The 14,565-nt window shown below is 73.3% G+C and carries 10 protein-coding genes; 7 read left to right on the forward strand and 3 right to left on the reverse strand.

Features of this window, described 5'->3' with window-relative positions:
• Positions 1 to 16 precede the first annotated feature (16 nt).
• Entirely contained in the window at positions 17 to 1,243 is a 1,227-nt protein-coding gene (locus RF640_RS11005) for a heparan-alpha-glucosaminide N-acetyltransferase domain-containing protein (RefSeq protein ID WP_017832173.1), read from the reverse strand.
• Between the two features lie 238 nt (positions 1,244 to 1,481).
• Between RF640_RS11005 and RF640_RS11010 the strand changes: the two genes are divergently transcribed.
• The 4 genes from RF640_RS11010 to RF640_RS11025 all read left to right on the forward strand — a co-directional run bounded on the left by RF640_RS11010 (position 1,482) and on the right by RF640_RS11025 (position 7,941).
• Positions 1,482 to 2,228, forward strand: a complete 747-nt coding sequence (locus tag RF640_RS11010) for a response regulator transcription factor (RefSeq protein WP_017832172.1) — start codon at positions 1,482 to 1,484, stop codon at positions 2,226 to 2,228.
• A gap of 25 nt (positions 2,229 to 2,253) precedes the next feature.
• Positions 2,254 to 3,849, forward strand: coding sequence for a sensor histidine kinase (locus RF640_RS11015; protein ID WP_368827850.1), 1,596 nt, complete (start codon positions 2,254 to 2,256; stop codon positions 3,847 to 3,849).
• A 196-nt stretch (positions 3,850 to 4,045) separates the two neighbouring features.
• Positions 4,046 to 7,369 (forward strand): beta-phosphoglucomutase family hydrolase, encoded by a 3,324-nt coding sequence (locus tag RF640_RS11020; RefSeq protein WP_176338014.1) that lies wholly within the window; start codon positions 4,046 to 4,048, stop codon positions 7,367 to 7,369.
• 35 nt (positions 7,370 to 7,404) lie between these two features.
• Positions 7,405 to 7,941 (forward strand): gamma carbonic anhydrase family protein, encoded by a 537-nt coding sequence (locus tag RF640_RS11025; protein WP_017832169.1) that lies wholly within the window; start codon positions 7,405 to 7,407, stop codon positions 7,939 to 7,941.
• Positions 7,942 to 7,959: 18 nt separating this feature from the next.
• Here the strand turns inward: RF640_RS11025 and RF640_RS11030 are convergent, their stop codons facing one another.
• A complete protein-coding gene (locus RF640_RS11030) occupies positions 7,960 to 8,541 on the reverse strand; it encodes a TetR/AcrR family transcriptional regulator (protein ID WP_368827853.1) in 582 nt (193 codons plus the stop codon).
• Positions 8,542 to 8,625: 84 nt separating this feature from the next.
• Here RF640_RS11030 and RF640_RS11035 point away from each other — a divergent pair, with 84 nt between their 5' ends.
• The 3 genes from RF640_RS11035 (at position 8,626) to RF640_RS11045 (ending at position 12,795) form a co-directional block, all read left to right on the forward strand.
• On the forward strand, positions 8,626 to 9,720 hold the full coding sequence (locus tag RF640_RS11035) for a Gfo/Idh/MocA family protein (RefSeq protein ID WP_176338013.1): 1,095 nt from the start codon (positions 8,626 to 8,628) through the stop codon (positions 9,718 to 9,720).
• Between the two features lie 138 nt (positions 9,721 to 9,858).
• Entirely contained in the window at positions 9,859 to 10,362 is a 504-nt protein-coding gene (locus tag RF640_RS11040; RefSeq protein ID WP_017832166.1) for an Hsp20/alpha crystallin family protein, read from the forward strand.
• 210 nt (positions 10,363 to 10,572) lie between these two features.
• Positions 10,573 to 12,795 (forward strand): NADP-dependent isocitrate dehydrogenase, encoded by a 2,223-nt coding sequence (locus RF640_RS11045; protein ID WP_035926991.1) that lies wholly within the window; start codon positions 10,573 to 10,575, stop codon positions 12,793 to 12,795.
• A gap of 130 nt (positions 12,796 to 12,925) precedes the next feature.
• On the opposite strand, the gene purH is transcribed toward RF640_RS11045, so the two are convergent.
• Positions 12,926 to 14,536: a bifunctional phosphoribosylaminoimidazolecarboxamide formyltransferase/IMP cyclohydrolase gene (gene purH / locus RF640_RS11050; RefSeq protein ID WP_031282321.1), complete on the reverse strand. Its 1,611-nt coding sequence runs from the start codon at positions 14,534 to 14,536 to the stop codon at positions 12,926 to 12,928.
• Between the last annotated feature and the right edge of the window lie 29 nt (positions 14,537 to 14,565).

The following is a 14,565-nucleotide window of genomic DNA, read 5'->3' on the forward strand; positions in this document are numbered from 1 at the left end:
GACCTGGGTGGACCGTCTACGAGTTTAGGCGATGGCGGAGCACCCGGTCCCGTCCGGCGTGGGCGGCCCGGCCGACGACCCGCTCGAGGGGTCCCTGGCCCCGGGCGCGGTGCCACAGGACGGCGAACACGGTGCCCACCAGGACGTGCACGAGGAACCACAGCACCGGCTGCTCGTAGTGCAGCTCCAGGAAGAGCCCGAGCAGGTGCGCCGAGTACAGGGTGAGCGTCATCGAGCCGGCCGCGACCAGCGGCAGCAGCACGTGCCCGGCCCGGCGGGCCACGAGGAGGCACAGGCCGAGCACGAGGGCGCCGGTGCCCACCCCGCTCAGCAGGGCGAGCGGGGTGTTGGTGTGCGGCCCGGTCACGGCCAGCCACCACCAGGTGGCGGAGGGCAGGACGGGGTCCGGCCCGTACACGAGGACGTCCTGGACGTCCCCCCGGTCCAGGGAGGGGCTCGCGGCGAGCAGCCGCTCGATGCCGCCGAGGGGGTGCAGCAGCAACCAGGAGGTGACGGCGGAGAACACCGCGAGCGCGGCCCCGCCGATCGCGAGGCCGGCCTGCGTGCGCACGGCCGAGAGGTCCAGCCGGCCCAGGGCCAGGCCTGCGAGGAGGTAGACGAGGTACGTCACCCCGGGGTACGAACCGGTCACGAGCAGCTGGGCGAGGGTGGTGCCCGGCTCGGTGACGAGCTCGGCGAGGCCGGGGTTGTAGACGGTGAACCCGGGCAGCACGGGGCCGAGCGAGTGCACCAGCACGGGACCGAGCACGGCGAGCCCCGCCGCCCAGGCGAGCAGGGCGCGCACGGACAGGTGCAGGAAGGGCAGGGCGAGCAGGAAGAACACGCCGTAGTAGACCAGGATGTTGTAGGCGGGCGGGTCGCCGGGCGAGAGCTGGTTGATCAGCAGCCCCAGCGCGGTGATGAGCACCGCGCGCACGAGCAGGCCGGCCCGGTCGGCGGTCGCCCGCCGGCCCTCGTGCACCCGGGTCCCGCCCGAGCCGAGGGCCAGGCCCACGCCGGCGAGAAGGGCGAAGAGGGCGGCGGCCCGGCCCGAGAACAGCGTCCACTGGGCCGTGGCCTCGAAGGTCTCCGGGTCCCAGGACGGCAGGATGTGCACGGAGACCATGCCGAGCAGGGCGAGGCCGCGGGCCGCGTCGATCCCGACCAGGCGCCGGCGGGCGGGCGGGCCCGCGGACGGCGCCGCGGCCCGGGCCTGTCCGGCGGGGTGGCGGGTGTGCAGCATGGCGGTGGTTCCCCTCTCGTGGTGCCCCGCGGGCACCTGCCCGGGGGTCCGGGCCTCCGGGCCCGGTCGTGGATCCACTCCAGCAGACGGGGATGTGGCGCTCTTATCGGGTTCCTGTGCCGGGGCTGTGAAGTGCGTCCGCAAACGATCCGCAGGTGATCGGGGGCCGGTGCGGCGCTACGCTGAGGACGGTCCGAGGACGCCGGTGCCGCCGGCGGGGACCAGGAGGGATTCCGTCGTGACCGAGCCCGTGCAGCGGCCCACCGCCGTGGACCTCCCGCGCCTGCGGCACCCCGACGGGGCACCGGTGCGCGCGCTCGTCGTCGACGACGAGCCGCTGCTGGCCCAGATGGTGTCCATGGGGCTGTCGATGCTGGGCTGGCAGGTGCGCTCCGCCCACGACGGGGACGCCGCGGTGGCCGAGGCCCGCGGCTTCCGGCCCGACGTCCTGGTGCTGGACGTCATGCTCCCGGGGTGCTCGGGGGTGGAGGTGCTCGAGCGGATCCGCTCCTTCTCCCCCACCGTCCCGGCCCTGTTCCTCACCGCGAAGGACAGCACCGAGGACCGCATCACCGGCCTGGCGGCGGGCGGGGACGACTACGTGACGAAGCCGTTCGACATGGAGGAGCTGCTGCTGCGGCTGCACCGCCTGGTGCAGCGCGCGGGCATCGCCCACCCGGACGCCGCGGAGCTGGTCGTGGGCGACCTCGTGCTCAACGCGGACACCCGGGAGGTCAGCCGCGGGGGCGACGAGATCGCGCTGACGGCCACCCAGTTCGACCTGCTCCGCTGCCTCATGGAGAACGCGCGCCGGGTGCTGAGCAAGCCGCAGCTCCTCGAGCAGGTCTGGGGCTACGACTTCGGCGGCCAGACCAACGTGGTGGAGCTCTACATCTCCTACCTGCGCAAGAAGATCGACGCCGGGCGCCCGCCCATGATCCACACCGTGCGCGGCGCCGGCTACGTGCTCAAACCGGCCGAGTGAGCACCCGCCGAGGACGTGCCGCCCCATGAGCACCGGTCCCACGAGCACCGATCCGACCGGCACCGGCCCGACGGGCACCGGTCCCACGGACCCGGAGGCGACCGGGGCGCGGGCCCGGCCGCGGGGGGCGGGACGGGCGCTGCAGCTGCGCACCAAGCTGCTGCTGACGGTCCTGGCGCTGCTGACCGTCGCGTGCGCCGCGGTGGGCGCCCTGGGTCTCGCGGTCCTCAACGTGTCCCTGGGCGAGCAGCTGGACGGCCGGGTCCGGGACGCCTCGTTCCGCACGATCGAGTACGGGGTCCGTGCCGCCGCCGGGCCCTCGGAGGAGCTCGAGGCCATGATGGACGTCCCCGCGCAGGGCGCCGGCACCCTCAACGCCCGGGTCGTCGACGGCGAGGTGGTCCGCGCCGGGCTCTTCGCCCCCGACGGGACGCGGCAGGAGCTGACCGACGAGGACCGGCGGCGGATCGGGGAGCTCGTGACGGCGCTCGGCGCCGAGTCGGACGACGAGGGGGGCCGGCAGTGGGGCCCCGTGGACGTGGAGCTGGCCGTGGGCGGCTACCGCGTGCTGGTGGTCGACGACCCGTGGGACTGGGGCCTCGTGCTGACCGGTCTGCCGCTGGCCGACAAGGAGGACACCCTGCGCAGCTTCGGGGTGAGCACCGCGGCGATCTCGACCGGCGCCATCGCCGCCACGGGGCTGGTCGGGCTCGTCGTCGTCCGGCGCACCCTGCGCCCCGTGGAGCGGCTCTCCGACGTGGCGACCCGCATCTCTGAGCTCGACCTCGACCACGGGGAGGTGGTCCTGCCGGTGGGGGCCGTGGCGCCGGCCGCGCACCCGGACACGGAGGTGGGCCGGCTCGGCCACGCCTTCGGGCGGATGCTGGACAACGTCGCCCACGCGCTTGCTACCCGCCAGCGCAGCGAGACGCGCGTGCGCCGGTTCGTGGCCGACGCCAGCCACGAGCTGCGCACTCCCCTGGCCAGCATCCGCGGCTACGCGGAGCTGATCCGGCTCACGGAGCCGATGAGCGCGCAGGGCCGCAGCTCCCTGTCCCGGGTGGAGTCCGAGGCGGCCCGGATGACCGCGCTCGTCGAGGACCTGCTGCTGCTCGCGCGCCTGGACGAGGGCCGGGCCGTGGTCACCGAGGACGTCGACCTCCTCGAGCTGGTGGTCGAGACCGTCAGCGACCTCCGGGTCGCGGCGCCCGGCCACGTCTGGCGCCTCGAGCTGCCCGACGAGCCCGTGCTCGTGCGCGGGGACCCGGCCCAGCTACGCCAGGTGCTCATCAACCTGCTCGCCAACGCCCACCAGCACACGCCCGCGGAGACGACGGTCACGGCCTCGCTCGGGACGGAGGCGGGCGCCGGACCGGGGCCCGGCGGCGAGGCCGTGCTCGCCGTGGGCGACGACGGCCCCGGCATCGGCGCCGACTTCCTCGAGCACATCTTCTCCCGCTTCGCCCGGGAGGACCACGCCCGCGCCGCGAGCTCCCGCGGCGCCGGCCTGGGCCTCTCGATCGTCGACGCCATCGTGCGCGCCCACCACGGGCGGATCGACGTCAGCAGCGTCCCGGGCCGCACCCGGTTCACCGTCCGCCTCCCCCTGGCCGACCGCTGAGCGGACGCGGCTTGCCCCCGCGGCCCCCGGGCCGTTTAATGAGCTGGTCAGGAACCGTCGGCACGGACGGCCGTCCCCGCTCCAGTGCCAAACCGCAACGCCGCGTCCGGGGTCCGTCGCGTGCCGCGTGCTGGGGGTTTCTCCGTGCGGTTCCGAGGGGTCGCGGACGCCGCACCCACCTTCCGGAGGAACTCTCGTGAACGCACTGCCCACCGCCCCGTTCACCGCCTCCCTGCCGCGCATCCAGGGCGCGGACGCGCTGCCGCAGGCGGTCGACCAGCTGCGCATCCCCCACGAGGCCGTGATCTTCGACATGGACGGGGTGGTCACGGACACCGCCGCCGTGCACGCGACGGCCTGGAAGACTCTCTTCGACGCGATCCTGGCCGACGACCGGCTCGAGCCGGCCGAGGCCGGCACCACGGTGGACCGCCGACCCTTCGACGCCGACGCCGACTACCGTCACTACGTGGACGGGCGGCGGCGCGAGGACGGGATCCGCTCCCTGCTCGCCGCCCGGGGCGCCTGCCTGCCGGAGGGCGACGAGACGCCGGGGGCGTGGACGGTGCAGGGCCAGGCCGTGCTGAAGAACACCTACTTCCAGGACGCCCTGCAGGTCCAGGGCGTCCGGGTGTTCGAGAAGACCGTGGCGCTCATCGAGCGGCTGCGCGCCGCCGGGGTGCCGGTGGGTCTCGTCACCGCGAGCCGCAACAGCGTCCCCGTGCTGGCGGCGGCCGGGCTGCAGGACTCCTTCGACATCATCGTGGACGGCCACTTCGCGGCCGAGCACGGGCTGCCCGGCAAGCCGGCGCCGGACACGTTCCTGACCTGCGCGAAGATGCTCGGGGTGAACCCGGCCCGCTCCGCGGTGGTGGAGGACGCCGTGTCCGGGGTGCAGGCCGCCGCCGCCGGCGGCTTCGGCATGGTGGTGGGGATCCGCCGCCACGGCGAGCGCAAGGACCTGTACCGGGCCGGGGCCACGGTCGTGCTCAACGACGTCGGCGAGCTCGACCTCGGCGCCCGCCGCGACGACCCCTGGAAGCTGGTCTTCGAGGGCTTCGACCCGGCCACCGAGGCCCGGCGGGAGACCCTGCTGACGCTGGCGAACGGCTACATGGGCGTGCGCGGGTCGGCCTGCGAGTTCCCCGACAACGGGGTGCACTACCCCGGCAACTACCTGGCCGGCATCTTCAACCGGGTGGTGAGCCACCTGAGCGGCCGGGACGTCGAGCACGAGTCCATGGTCAACGCCCCCAACTGGACCCACCTGGACCTGCGGGTCTCCGGCGGCGACTGGTGGTCGGAGGGCGGGCTGCGCCCGTCCGAGGAGCGGATCGAGCTCGACCTGCGCCGCGGGCTGCTCATCCGGTCCCTGATCCTCACCGACCTCAACGGCGACCGGGGCGAGGACGGGGCCCACGCCCGGCTGGAGGTCGTCCAGCGCCGCCTCGTGTCGCTGCGCTTCCGCCACCTGGGGGCGCAGGAGACCACGGTGACGGCCCGGGGGTTCTCGGGGCGGCTGCACCTGCGCACGGGCATCGACCCCAGCGTGCGCAACAACGGGGTCGCGGAGTACCAGGACCTCAACGACCACCACCTGGTGGACCTCGAGTCGACCTCGCTGCCCGACGACCACGAGACCCTGCTCTCGCACGTGCGCACCACCCAGTCCAAGATCGAGATCACCACGGCCCAGCGCACCACCATCGAGGGCGGCCAGAACGTCCGGGAGCGCCGCGAGATCCGGCCCGGCGGCACCGAGTTCCGCCGCCACCAGGTCAACATCGCCGACGGCCGCCCGGTGATCATCGACTCGACCACGGCCGTGGTCACGAGCCGCGACGCCGCGATCGGCTCGCCCCGCGAGGGCGCCCTCGCGGAGCTCGACCGCAACCCCAGCGGCGTCCGGGGCCTGCTGCCCTCGCACGAGATCGAGTGGTCCCTGCTGTGGGACCGCTTCGACGTGGACGTGTGCCCGGACCCGGAGGAGCGCACCGGGGAGCTGGCCATCACCCAGCTGGCGCTGCGGGTGCACCTGTTCCACGTGGCCCAGACGCTGGCGCCGCACATGTCCCTGCGCGACGCCGGGGTCCCGGCCCGCGGCCTGCACGGCGAGGGCTATCGGGGGCACATCTTCTGGGACGAGCTCTACATCCTCCCGGTCGTCAACCTGCACCAGCCGCAGGTGACGCGCGCCCTGCTCTCCTACCGGTGGCGCCGGCTGCCCATGGCCAAGCACCGGGCCACCGAGTTCGGGCTCGAGGGCGCGGCGTTCCCGTGGCAGTCCGGCTCCGACGGCCGGGAGGAGACCCCGCCGGAGCTGTTCAACCACCACTCCAACCGGTGGCTGCCGGACAACTCGTGGCGGCAGTTCCACGTGGGCCTCGCGATCGCCTACAACGCCTGGATCTACTACGAGACCACCGGTGACCTCGACTGGCTGGCGGGGCAGGGCTCGGAGCTGATCATCGGGATCACCCGGCTGTTCGCGTCGCTCACCGACTACGACCCCGCGGACGGCCGCTACCACATCGCCGGCGTCATGGGCCCGGACGAGTACCACGACGGCCCGCGCGGCCAGCACGGCGGCGGGCTGAAGGACAACGCCTACACGAACGTGCTGGCGGCCTGGCTGTTCCGGCACAGCGCGCACATCTTCCACGACATGGTGGAGCACCAGCGCGAGGAGCTCTCCGCCCGCTTCGACCTCTCGGCCGAGGAGGTCGGGACCTGGCAGCGGATGGCCGAGCGGATGTTCGTGCCGTTCAACACGGACGGCACCATCAGCCAGTTCCACGGCTACGACGACCTCGACGAGCTGGACTGGGAGTACTACCGGGCCAAGTACCGCAACATCGGCCGCCTCGACCTCCTGCTGGAGAACGAGGGCGACATGACCAACAACTACAAGCTGGCCAAGCAGGCCGACACGATCATGCTGGTCTACCTCTTCGGTCCCGACGGCCTGGTCGAGGAGCTCGGCCGGATGGGCTACGAGGTGGACCACGCCGCCATCGAGCGCACCGTCGACTTCTACATCGCGCGGTCCTCGCACGGCTCCTCCCTGTCCCGGGTGGTCAACGCCTCGGTGCTCGCGTGGCTGAACCCGGACCGTTCGTGGTCCTCGTTCCAGGACGCCCTCCTGGTGGACCTCGACGACACCCAGGGCGGGACCACGGGCGAGGGCATCCACCTGGGCGCCATGGCCGGCTCCGTCGACGTCGTGACCCGCGCCTACGCGGGGCTGCGCGTGCGCGGCGGCTGGCTCGAGTTCGACCCGGCCCTGCCGAGCCAGCTGGACGCCGTCTCGTTCACGGTGCTGTACCGCGGCCAGGTCATCCGGGTCTGCATCGACCACCACGTCCTGGAGCTCGAGGGGGCCTCCCGGCGCGCGGACGACGTCACGATCCACGTGCACGGCGCGGAGTACGTGCTCAAGGGCGGCCAGAAGATCCGCGTGGCCATCCAGCACGGGCACCAGCGCGCCCCGCGGCCGGCCGTCACGCGGCAGGGCGTCTGAGCCGCGGGCGGCGGGCCCGCCGCTAGGCTGGGCCCATGGCACACTCCACGACGCCCGGCACGGTCCTCCCGCACGGGGGGCACGAGCCCCGGATCGACTCCTCCGCCTTCGTGGCCCCGACCGCCACGGTCGTGGGCGACGCCGAGCTGGGGCCGGAGTCCGGGGTCTTCTACGGCGCCGTGGTGCGCGGCGACCGCTCCCCCGTCCGGCTGGGCGCGCGGTCCAACCTGCAGGACAACGTGGTGGTCCACTCCGACCCCGGCCACCCCTGCACGATCGGCGCGGACGTGAGCGTCGGCCACGGCGCAGTGGTGCACGGGTGCACCGTGGAGGACGAGGTCCTGATCGGGATGAACGCGACCGTCCTCAACGGCGCCGTGATCGGCACGGGCTCGCTGGTGGCCGCGGGCGCCGTCGTCCTCGAGGGCACCGTGGTGCCGCCCCGGTCCCTCGTGGCGGGGGTGCCGGGCAGGGTCCGGCGCGAGCTCACGGACGAGGAGCAGGAGAAGGTCCGTGCCAACGCGCGCACCTACGTCCGGCTCTCCGCCGAGCACCGCCGGCTCACCGCCTGAGCCGGGCCCGGCGGCCCGTCACTGCGCCGCGAGGGTGCGCGCGTAGTCCAGGTACGCGCCGTGGTCGAAGCCGGGCAGCAGGCAGGACTGCACCACCCAGCCCTGCAGCACCGAGAGGATGGCCTGGGCGAACATGCCGGCCCACTCGCGGGCCGCGTCGTCGTCGAGGCCCAGCTCCTCGACCGCCCACCGCCCGTAGCGCTCCTCCACCCGGTCCCGCACGCGCCCGAGGTGCTCCCCGGCCAGCGCGGCCAGACCGGGCTCGCTCACCGCCCCGCCCCACGTGATGAGCAGCAGACGGGTGGTGGCGGGATCCGCGGCCAGCCGCTCCAGCAGTCCCACGACCCACGCCGCGGGGTCGGTGCCGGGCTCGTCCTCCGCGGCGGCGAGGACACGGTCCAGGGCCGCGCGGGCGGCCGCGGCCACGAGCTCCTGCTTGCTCGGGAAGTGGTTGTAGAGCGCCCCCGCGGACAGCCCCGTGGCGGCGATGATGCGGTGCATCGACGCCCCCTCGTAGCCGTGCTCGAGGAAGCACTCGCTGGCGGCGGCCACGATCTCGCGGCGGCGCTCGTCCTTGTACTGCTGGCTCACCCGGGGCACGCCCTCAGCCTACGCCACGAACGGTCGTTCGATCGGAGCCGGCGGGCGGGGACCCGGCGCCGGGCGGCGTGGCAGAATGCGCCCATGCCTGCCCAGACCCTCAGCCCGTTCGTCGACGCCTCCCTCGACGCCGCCCACCTGGACGACCCCGGCACCGCGACCGGCCGCACGCTCGGATGGGGCGTGGTCAGCACCGCCGACATCGCGGAGAAGGTGGTCCCGGACATCGCGGCGCTGCCCGACGCCCGGCTCGTGGCCGTGAGCTCGCGGGACCAGGACCGCGCCGAGGACTTCGCCCGCCGGCACGGGGTGGAGCGGGCCTACGGCGGCACCGCCACGAGCACGGGACTGGACCGGCTCGCGGCCGACCCGGACGTGGAGATCGTCTACGTGGCCACCCCGCACGGCTACCACCACCGGGACGTCTCGGCGCTGCTGCGGGCCGGCAAGCACGTGGTGTGCGAGAAGGCCCTCGCCATGACCGCGGCGGAGGTCCGCGACCTGCTCCGCCTGGCCCGCGAGCACGGCGTCTTCCTCATGGAGGCCGTCTGGACCCGCATGACCCCCGGCTTCCGCACCGCGATGCGCTGGGTCCGGGAGGGCCGGCTCGGCCGGGTCCGCTCGGTCGAGGGGTCCATCGGCACGCACCGGGCCCTGGACCCGGCCCACCGCCTGTTCCGCCGGGCCGACGGCGGCGGGGTGCTGCTGGACATGATGGTCTACCCCCTGACGTGGACCGCCGCGGTCCTGGGGGCCCCGGAGCGCTGGAGCGCCCGCGCGGAGCTCGGCGCCACGGACGTGGACCTGGACACCGCCCTGACCCTGGACTTCGGGCACGGCCGGGCGCACGTGAGCGGCACCCTGTCCGCCACGGTCCCCCACCAGGTGACGATCAGCGGCACGGACGGCTGGCTGCGGGTGGACGGACGGATCAACTGCCCGACCACCCTGGTGCTGCAGACCGCCGAGGGCGCCCGCACGGGCGCCGCCCCCCTCGTGGAGCGCGTGGACGTGGCGGGCGCCGGATACGTGTTCGAGATGCGCGAGGCCACCCGCTGCGTGCAGCAGGGCCTGCTCGAGTCCCCCGTGATGCCGTGGGCCGACTCCCTCGAGCTCGTGGAGCTCTTCGACCGGGTGCGGGCGCAGATCGGCGTGCGGTATCCCCACGACGCCCGCTGAGGGCGGTTCGCCCTGGGCGATGGGGGCCGGGACCCGTTGAAGACCGCGGGGAGCGGGATTATCATGGTCAACAGTTGAGTTGATCGGACTCAACTAAATGTCGAAGACATTGCTCATATGGTTGAGGAGATGATTGACGTGGCCACGATGTTCACCCCGTTCAACGATTTCGACCGGCTCGCCGCCTCGCTGTTCGCCCGGCAGGGCCTGCGCGAGATGCCCATGGACCTGTACCGGGACGGCGACCAGTACATCCTCCGGGCGGACCTGCCCGGCATCGACCCGGAGAGCGTCGACGTCGACGTCGACGGCCAGCTGCTGACGATCCGCGCGGAGCGGGAGCTGCCCGAGGTGCAGGACGTCCAGTGGATCACCCGGGAGCGGCAGAGCTCCTCGTTCGTCCGCCAGCTCAACCTGGGTCAGGGCATCGACATCCAGAACATCGCCGCGAACTACGACAACGGCGTGCTCACGGTCACGATCCCCGTCTCGGCGCAGGCCAAGCCGCGCAAGATCCAGGTGGTCTCCGGACAGGGCGAGCAGCAGGCCCTGGGCGAGGGCCGGGACGAGTCCGGCGACCGCGTGATCGGCGAGGGCGAGCTCGTCAACGGCGCCGGGTCCACCCAGTCCACGGAGGGCTGAGCCCGGCCCCCGGCACCGGCACGCCCCCGGGCGGGGCCCCACGGCCACGGGCCCGTTCCCCGCGGGGAACGGGCCCGCCGCCGTGCCCGGGCCGCCCGCGGCCTCCGGCCGGACGGCGGGCCCGGCCAGCGGGCGGGGCGCCGCCTCGGGTATCTTGGCACCAGGAAGCACCACCACCGATCCGACGACATCCTGGGAGACAGCCCGCACATGGCCAAGATCATCTACACCCGCACCGACGAGGCGCCCCTGCTCGCCACCTACTCCTTCAAGCCGATCATCGAGGCCTACGCCTCGACCGCCGGCGTCGAGGTGGAGACCCGCGACATCTCCCTGGCCGGGCGCATCATCGCCGCGTTCGGCGACCGCCTCCCCGAGGAGCAGCGGGTGGACGACGCCCTCGCCGAGCTGGGCGAGCTGGCCAAGAAGCCCGAGGCCAACATCATCAAGCTGCCCAACATCTCCGCCTCCGTCCCGCAGCTGAAGGCCGCGGTCAAGGAGCTGCAGGAGCAGGGCGTCGCCCTCCCCGACTACCCGGACGAGCCCCGCACCGAGGAGGAGAAGGAGACCCGGGCCCGCTACGACAAGATCAAGGGCTCCGCCGTCAACCCGGTGCTGCGCGAGGGCAACTCGGACCGCCGCGCCCCCGCCTCGGTCAAGAACTACGTCCGCAAGAACCCGCACCGCATGGGCGAGTGGACGGCGGAGTCGAGGACGAACGTCGCCACGATGGGCGCCGACGACTTCCGGGACAACGAGAAGTCCGTGGTCATGGACGGCGACGACACCCTGACGATCCACCTGGTGGCCGAGGACGGCAGCACCACGGTGCTCAAGGAGTCCGTCCCCGTGCTGGCCGGCGAGGTCGTCGACGGCACCGTGATGCGGGCCGCCGCCCTGGACGCGTTCCTCGCGGAGCAGGTCGAGCGCGCCAAGCGGGAGGACGTCCTGCTCTCGGTGCACCTGAAGGCCACCATGATGAAGGTCTCCGACCCGATCATCTTCGGCCACGTCATCGAGGCGTTCTTCCCGGAGCTCTTCGCCGCCCACGGCGCGGCCCTCGAGAAGGCGGGCCTCTCCCCCGCCAACGGGCTCGCGGCCATCCTCAACGGTCTCGACGCCCTGCCCGCCGACGTGCGCGACGACGTGCGGGCCGCGATCGACAAGGGCCTCGCCGAGGGCCCGAAGCTCGCCATGGTGAACTCCGACAAGGGCATCACGAACCTGCACGTGCCCTCCGACGTCATCGTCGACGCGTCGATGCCGGCCATGATCCGCACCTCCGGGCACATGTGGGGTCCCGAGGGCGAGGAGGCGGACACCCTCGCGGTGCTGCCGGACAGCTCCTACGCCGGGGTCTACCAGGTGGTCATCGACGACTGCCGCGCCCACGGCGCGTTCGACCCGACCACCATGGGCTCCGTGCCCAACGTCGGCCTCATGGCGATGAAGGCGGAGGAGTACGGCTCCCACGACAAGACCTTCGAGATCCCCGTGCAGGGCACCGTCCAGGTCGTCGACTCCTCCGGCGCCGTGCTCATCGAGCACGAGGTCTCCCCCGGGGACATCTGGCGGGCGTGCCAGACGAAGGACGTCGCGATCCGCGACTGGGTCAAGCTCGCCGTGACCCGCGCGCGGGCCTCCGCGACGCCGGCCGTGTTCTGGCTGGACCGCACCCGCGCCCACGACACCAACCTCATCGCGAAGGTCGAGCAGTACCTGACCGAGCACGACACCGAGGGCCTGCAGATCGAGATCATGTCCCCCGAGGAGGCCACCGCGTTCTCGATCGAGCGGATCCGCCGCGGCGAGGACACCATCTCGGTCACCGGCAACGTGCTGCGCGACTACCTGACGGACCTGTTCCCGATCCTCGAGCTGGGCACCTCCGCGAAGATGCTCTCGGTGGTCCCGCTCATCAACGGCGGCGGGCTCTTCGAGACCGGCGCCGGCGGGTCCGCGCCGAAGCACGTCCAGCAGCTGGTGGAGGAGAACCACCTGCGCTGGGACAGCCTCGGGGAGTTCCTCGCCCTCGCCGCGAGCCTCGACCACCTGGCGACCACGGCCGACAACGAGCGCGCCCGGATCCTCGGTGAGACCCTCGACCGGGCCACGGGCACGTTCCTCGAGGAGAACAAGTCCCCGAGCCGGAAGGCCGGCGAGATCGACAACCGCGGCAGCCACTTCTACCTGGCCCTGTACTGGGCCCAGGAGCTGGCCCGCCAGGACGAGGACGCCGAGCTGGCGCAGGCCTTCGCCTCCGTGGCGGAGCAGCTGGCGGCCAACGAGGACGCGATCAACGAGGAGCTGCTCTCCGTGCAGGGCCGTCCCGCCGACATCGGCGGCTACTACCGTCCGGACGACGCCAAGACGTTCTCGGTGATGCGCCCCTCGGAGACCTTCAACCGGGTCCTCTCCTCGCTCAGCGCGTGAGCTGAGCGCCTGAGCGGAGCGCGCGGGCCGACCGCGCGCTCCGGCACGGGCAGCACGCACGGCAGCGGCCGCACTCCCCGTGGGGAGTGCGGCCGCTGCCGTGCGCGGGGCATGCCGCCCGGGAGACGGCTCAGTGGAAGAAGTGCCGGGCCCCGGTGAAGTACATCGTCACGCCGGCGGCCTCGGCCGCGGCCACGACCTCCTCGTCCCGGATCGAGCCGCCGGGCTGGACCACGGCGCGCACGCCGGCGTCGAGAAGCACCTGGAGGCCGTCCGCGAACGGGAAGAACGCGTCCGAGGCCGCCACGGCGCCGCGCGCGCGCTCGGCGCCGTCCTCGCCCAGGGCGTTGGCCCGCTCCACGGAGAGCTTGCAGGAGTCCACCCGGTTGACCTGGCCCATGCCGATGCCCACGGACGCGCCGCGGTCGGCGAGCAGGATCGCGTTGGACTTCACCGCCCGCAGCGACGTCCACGCGAAGGCGAGGTCGGCGAGCGTCCGCTCGTCCGCCGGCTCCCCCGCGGCCAGCGTCCAGCCGGCGGGGTCGTCGCCCGCCGCGTCGAGCCGGTCCGAGACCTGCAGCAGCGCGCCGCCGGAGATCTGCCGGTACTCGAGGACGTCCCGCTCGAAGCCCTCGGGCAGCTCGAGCAGACGGATGTTCTTCTTGGCCTGCAGGATCTCCAGGGCCGCCGGCTCGAAGCCGGGGGCCACGACGACCTCGGTGAAGATGTCCTGCACGGTCTCGGCCATCGCCCGGGTCACGGTCCGGTTCGCGGCGATGACCCCGCCGTAGGCGGAGAGCGGGTCGCACGCGTGGGCCTTGCGGTGGGCGTCGGCGATCGGGTCCTCGGCGCCGGGGGTGGCCACGGCCAGCCCGCAGGGGTTGTTGTGCTTGACCACGGCCACGGCCGGCTCGTCGAAGTCGTAGGCGGCGCGCAGCGCGGCGTCGGCGTCCACGTAGTTGTTGTAGGACATCTCCTTGCCGTGCAGCTGGTCGGCCTGGGCGATGCCGGGGGACGCGGCCTCGTCCACGTAGAGCGCCCCCTTCTGGTGGGGGTTCTCGCCGTAGCGCAGGGAGGCCGAGCGCTGCAGGGCCAGGCCGGCGTAGGGCGGCCAGAAGTTGGCGTCCTCGTCCTGCTCGAACTGCTGGGCCGTCCAGGTGGCCACCGCGGTGTCGTAGGCGGCGGTGTGCGCGAACGCCGCGGCGGCCAGCCGGCGGCGTGCCCGCAGGTCGAAGCCGCCCGAGGCCGCCGCCTCCACGACCGCGTCGTAGGAGGACGGGTCCACGACCACGGACACGGCCGCGTGGTTCTTCGCAGCGGCCCGGACCATGGAGGGGCCGCCGATGTCGATCTGCTCGACGACCTCGTCCTGGCCCGCGCCGGAGCGCACGGTGTCCACGAACGGGTAGAGGTTCACGACCACGAGGTCGAACGGCTCGATCTCCAGCTCGGCGAGCTGGTCCATGTGGTCCTGCTTCCGGCGGTCCGCGAGGATGCCCGCGTGCACCCGCGGGTGCAGGGTCTTGACCCGCCCCTCCAGGCACTCCTGGAACCCGGTGACCTCCGCGACCTCCGTCACCGGCACGCCCAGGTCGGCGATGCGCCGTGCGGTCGAACCGGTGGACACGATCGCGACGCCGGCCCGGTGCAGCCCCGTGGCGAGACCCTCCAGCCCGGTCTTGTCGTAGACGGACACCAGCGCCCTCTTGAGGGGCACGCGGTCAAGCTGGGTGGGGCTCACAGGTTCTCCAAGCGTTCGAGGTCTGGGGT

It is taken from the genome of Kocuria sp. CPCC 205231 (assembly GCF_040980965.1).
Taxonomy (GTDB): Bacteria; Actinomycetota; Actinomycetes; order Actinomycetales; family Micrococcaceae; genus Kocuria; species Kocuria rosea.

Coding starts and splice junctions, on each gene's coding strand:
- RF640_RS11045 (WP_035926991.1), top strand. CDS start 10,573: ATGGCCAAGATCATCTACACCCGCACCGACGAGGCGCCCCTGCTCGCC.
- RF640_RS11035 (WP_176338013.1), top strand. CDS start 8,626: ATGCCTGCCCAGACCCTCAGCCCGTTCGTCGACGCCTCCCTCGACGCC.
- RF640_RS11005 (WP_017832173.1), bottom strand. CDS start 1,243: ATGCTGCACACCCGCCACCCCGCCGGACAGGCCCGGGCCGCGGCGCCG.
- RF640_RS11025 (WP_017832169.1), top strand. CDS start 7,405: ATGGCACACTCCACGACGCCCGGCACGGTCCTCCCGCACGGGGGGCAC.
- RF640_RS11015 (WP_368827850.1), top strand. CDS start 2,254: ATGAGCACCGGTCCCACGAGCACCGATCCGACCGGCACCGGCCCGACG.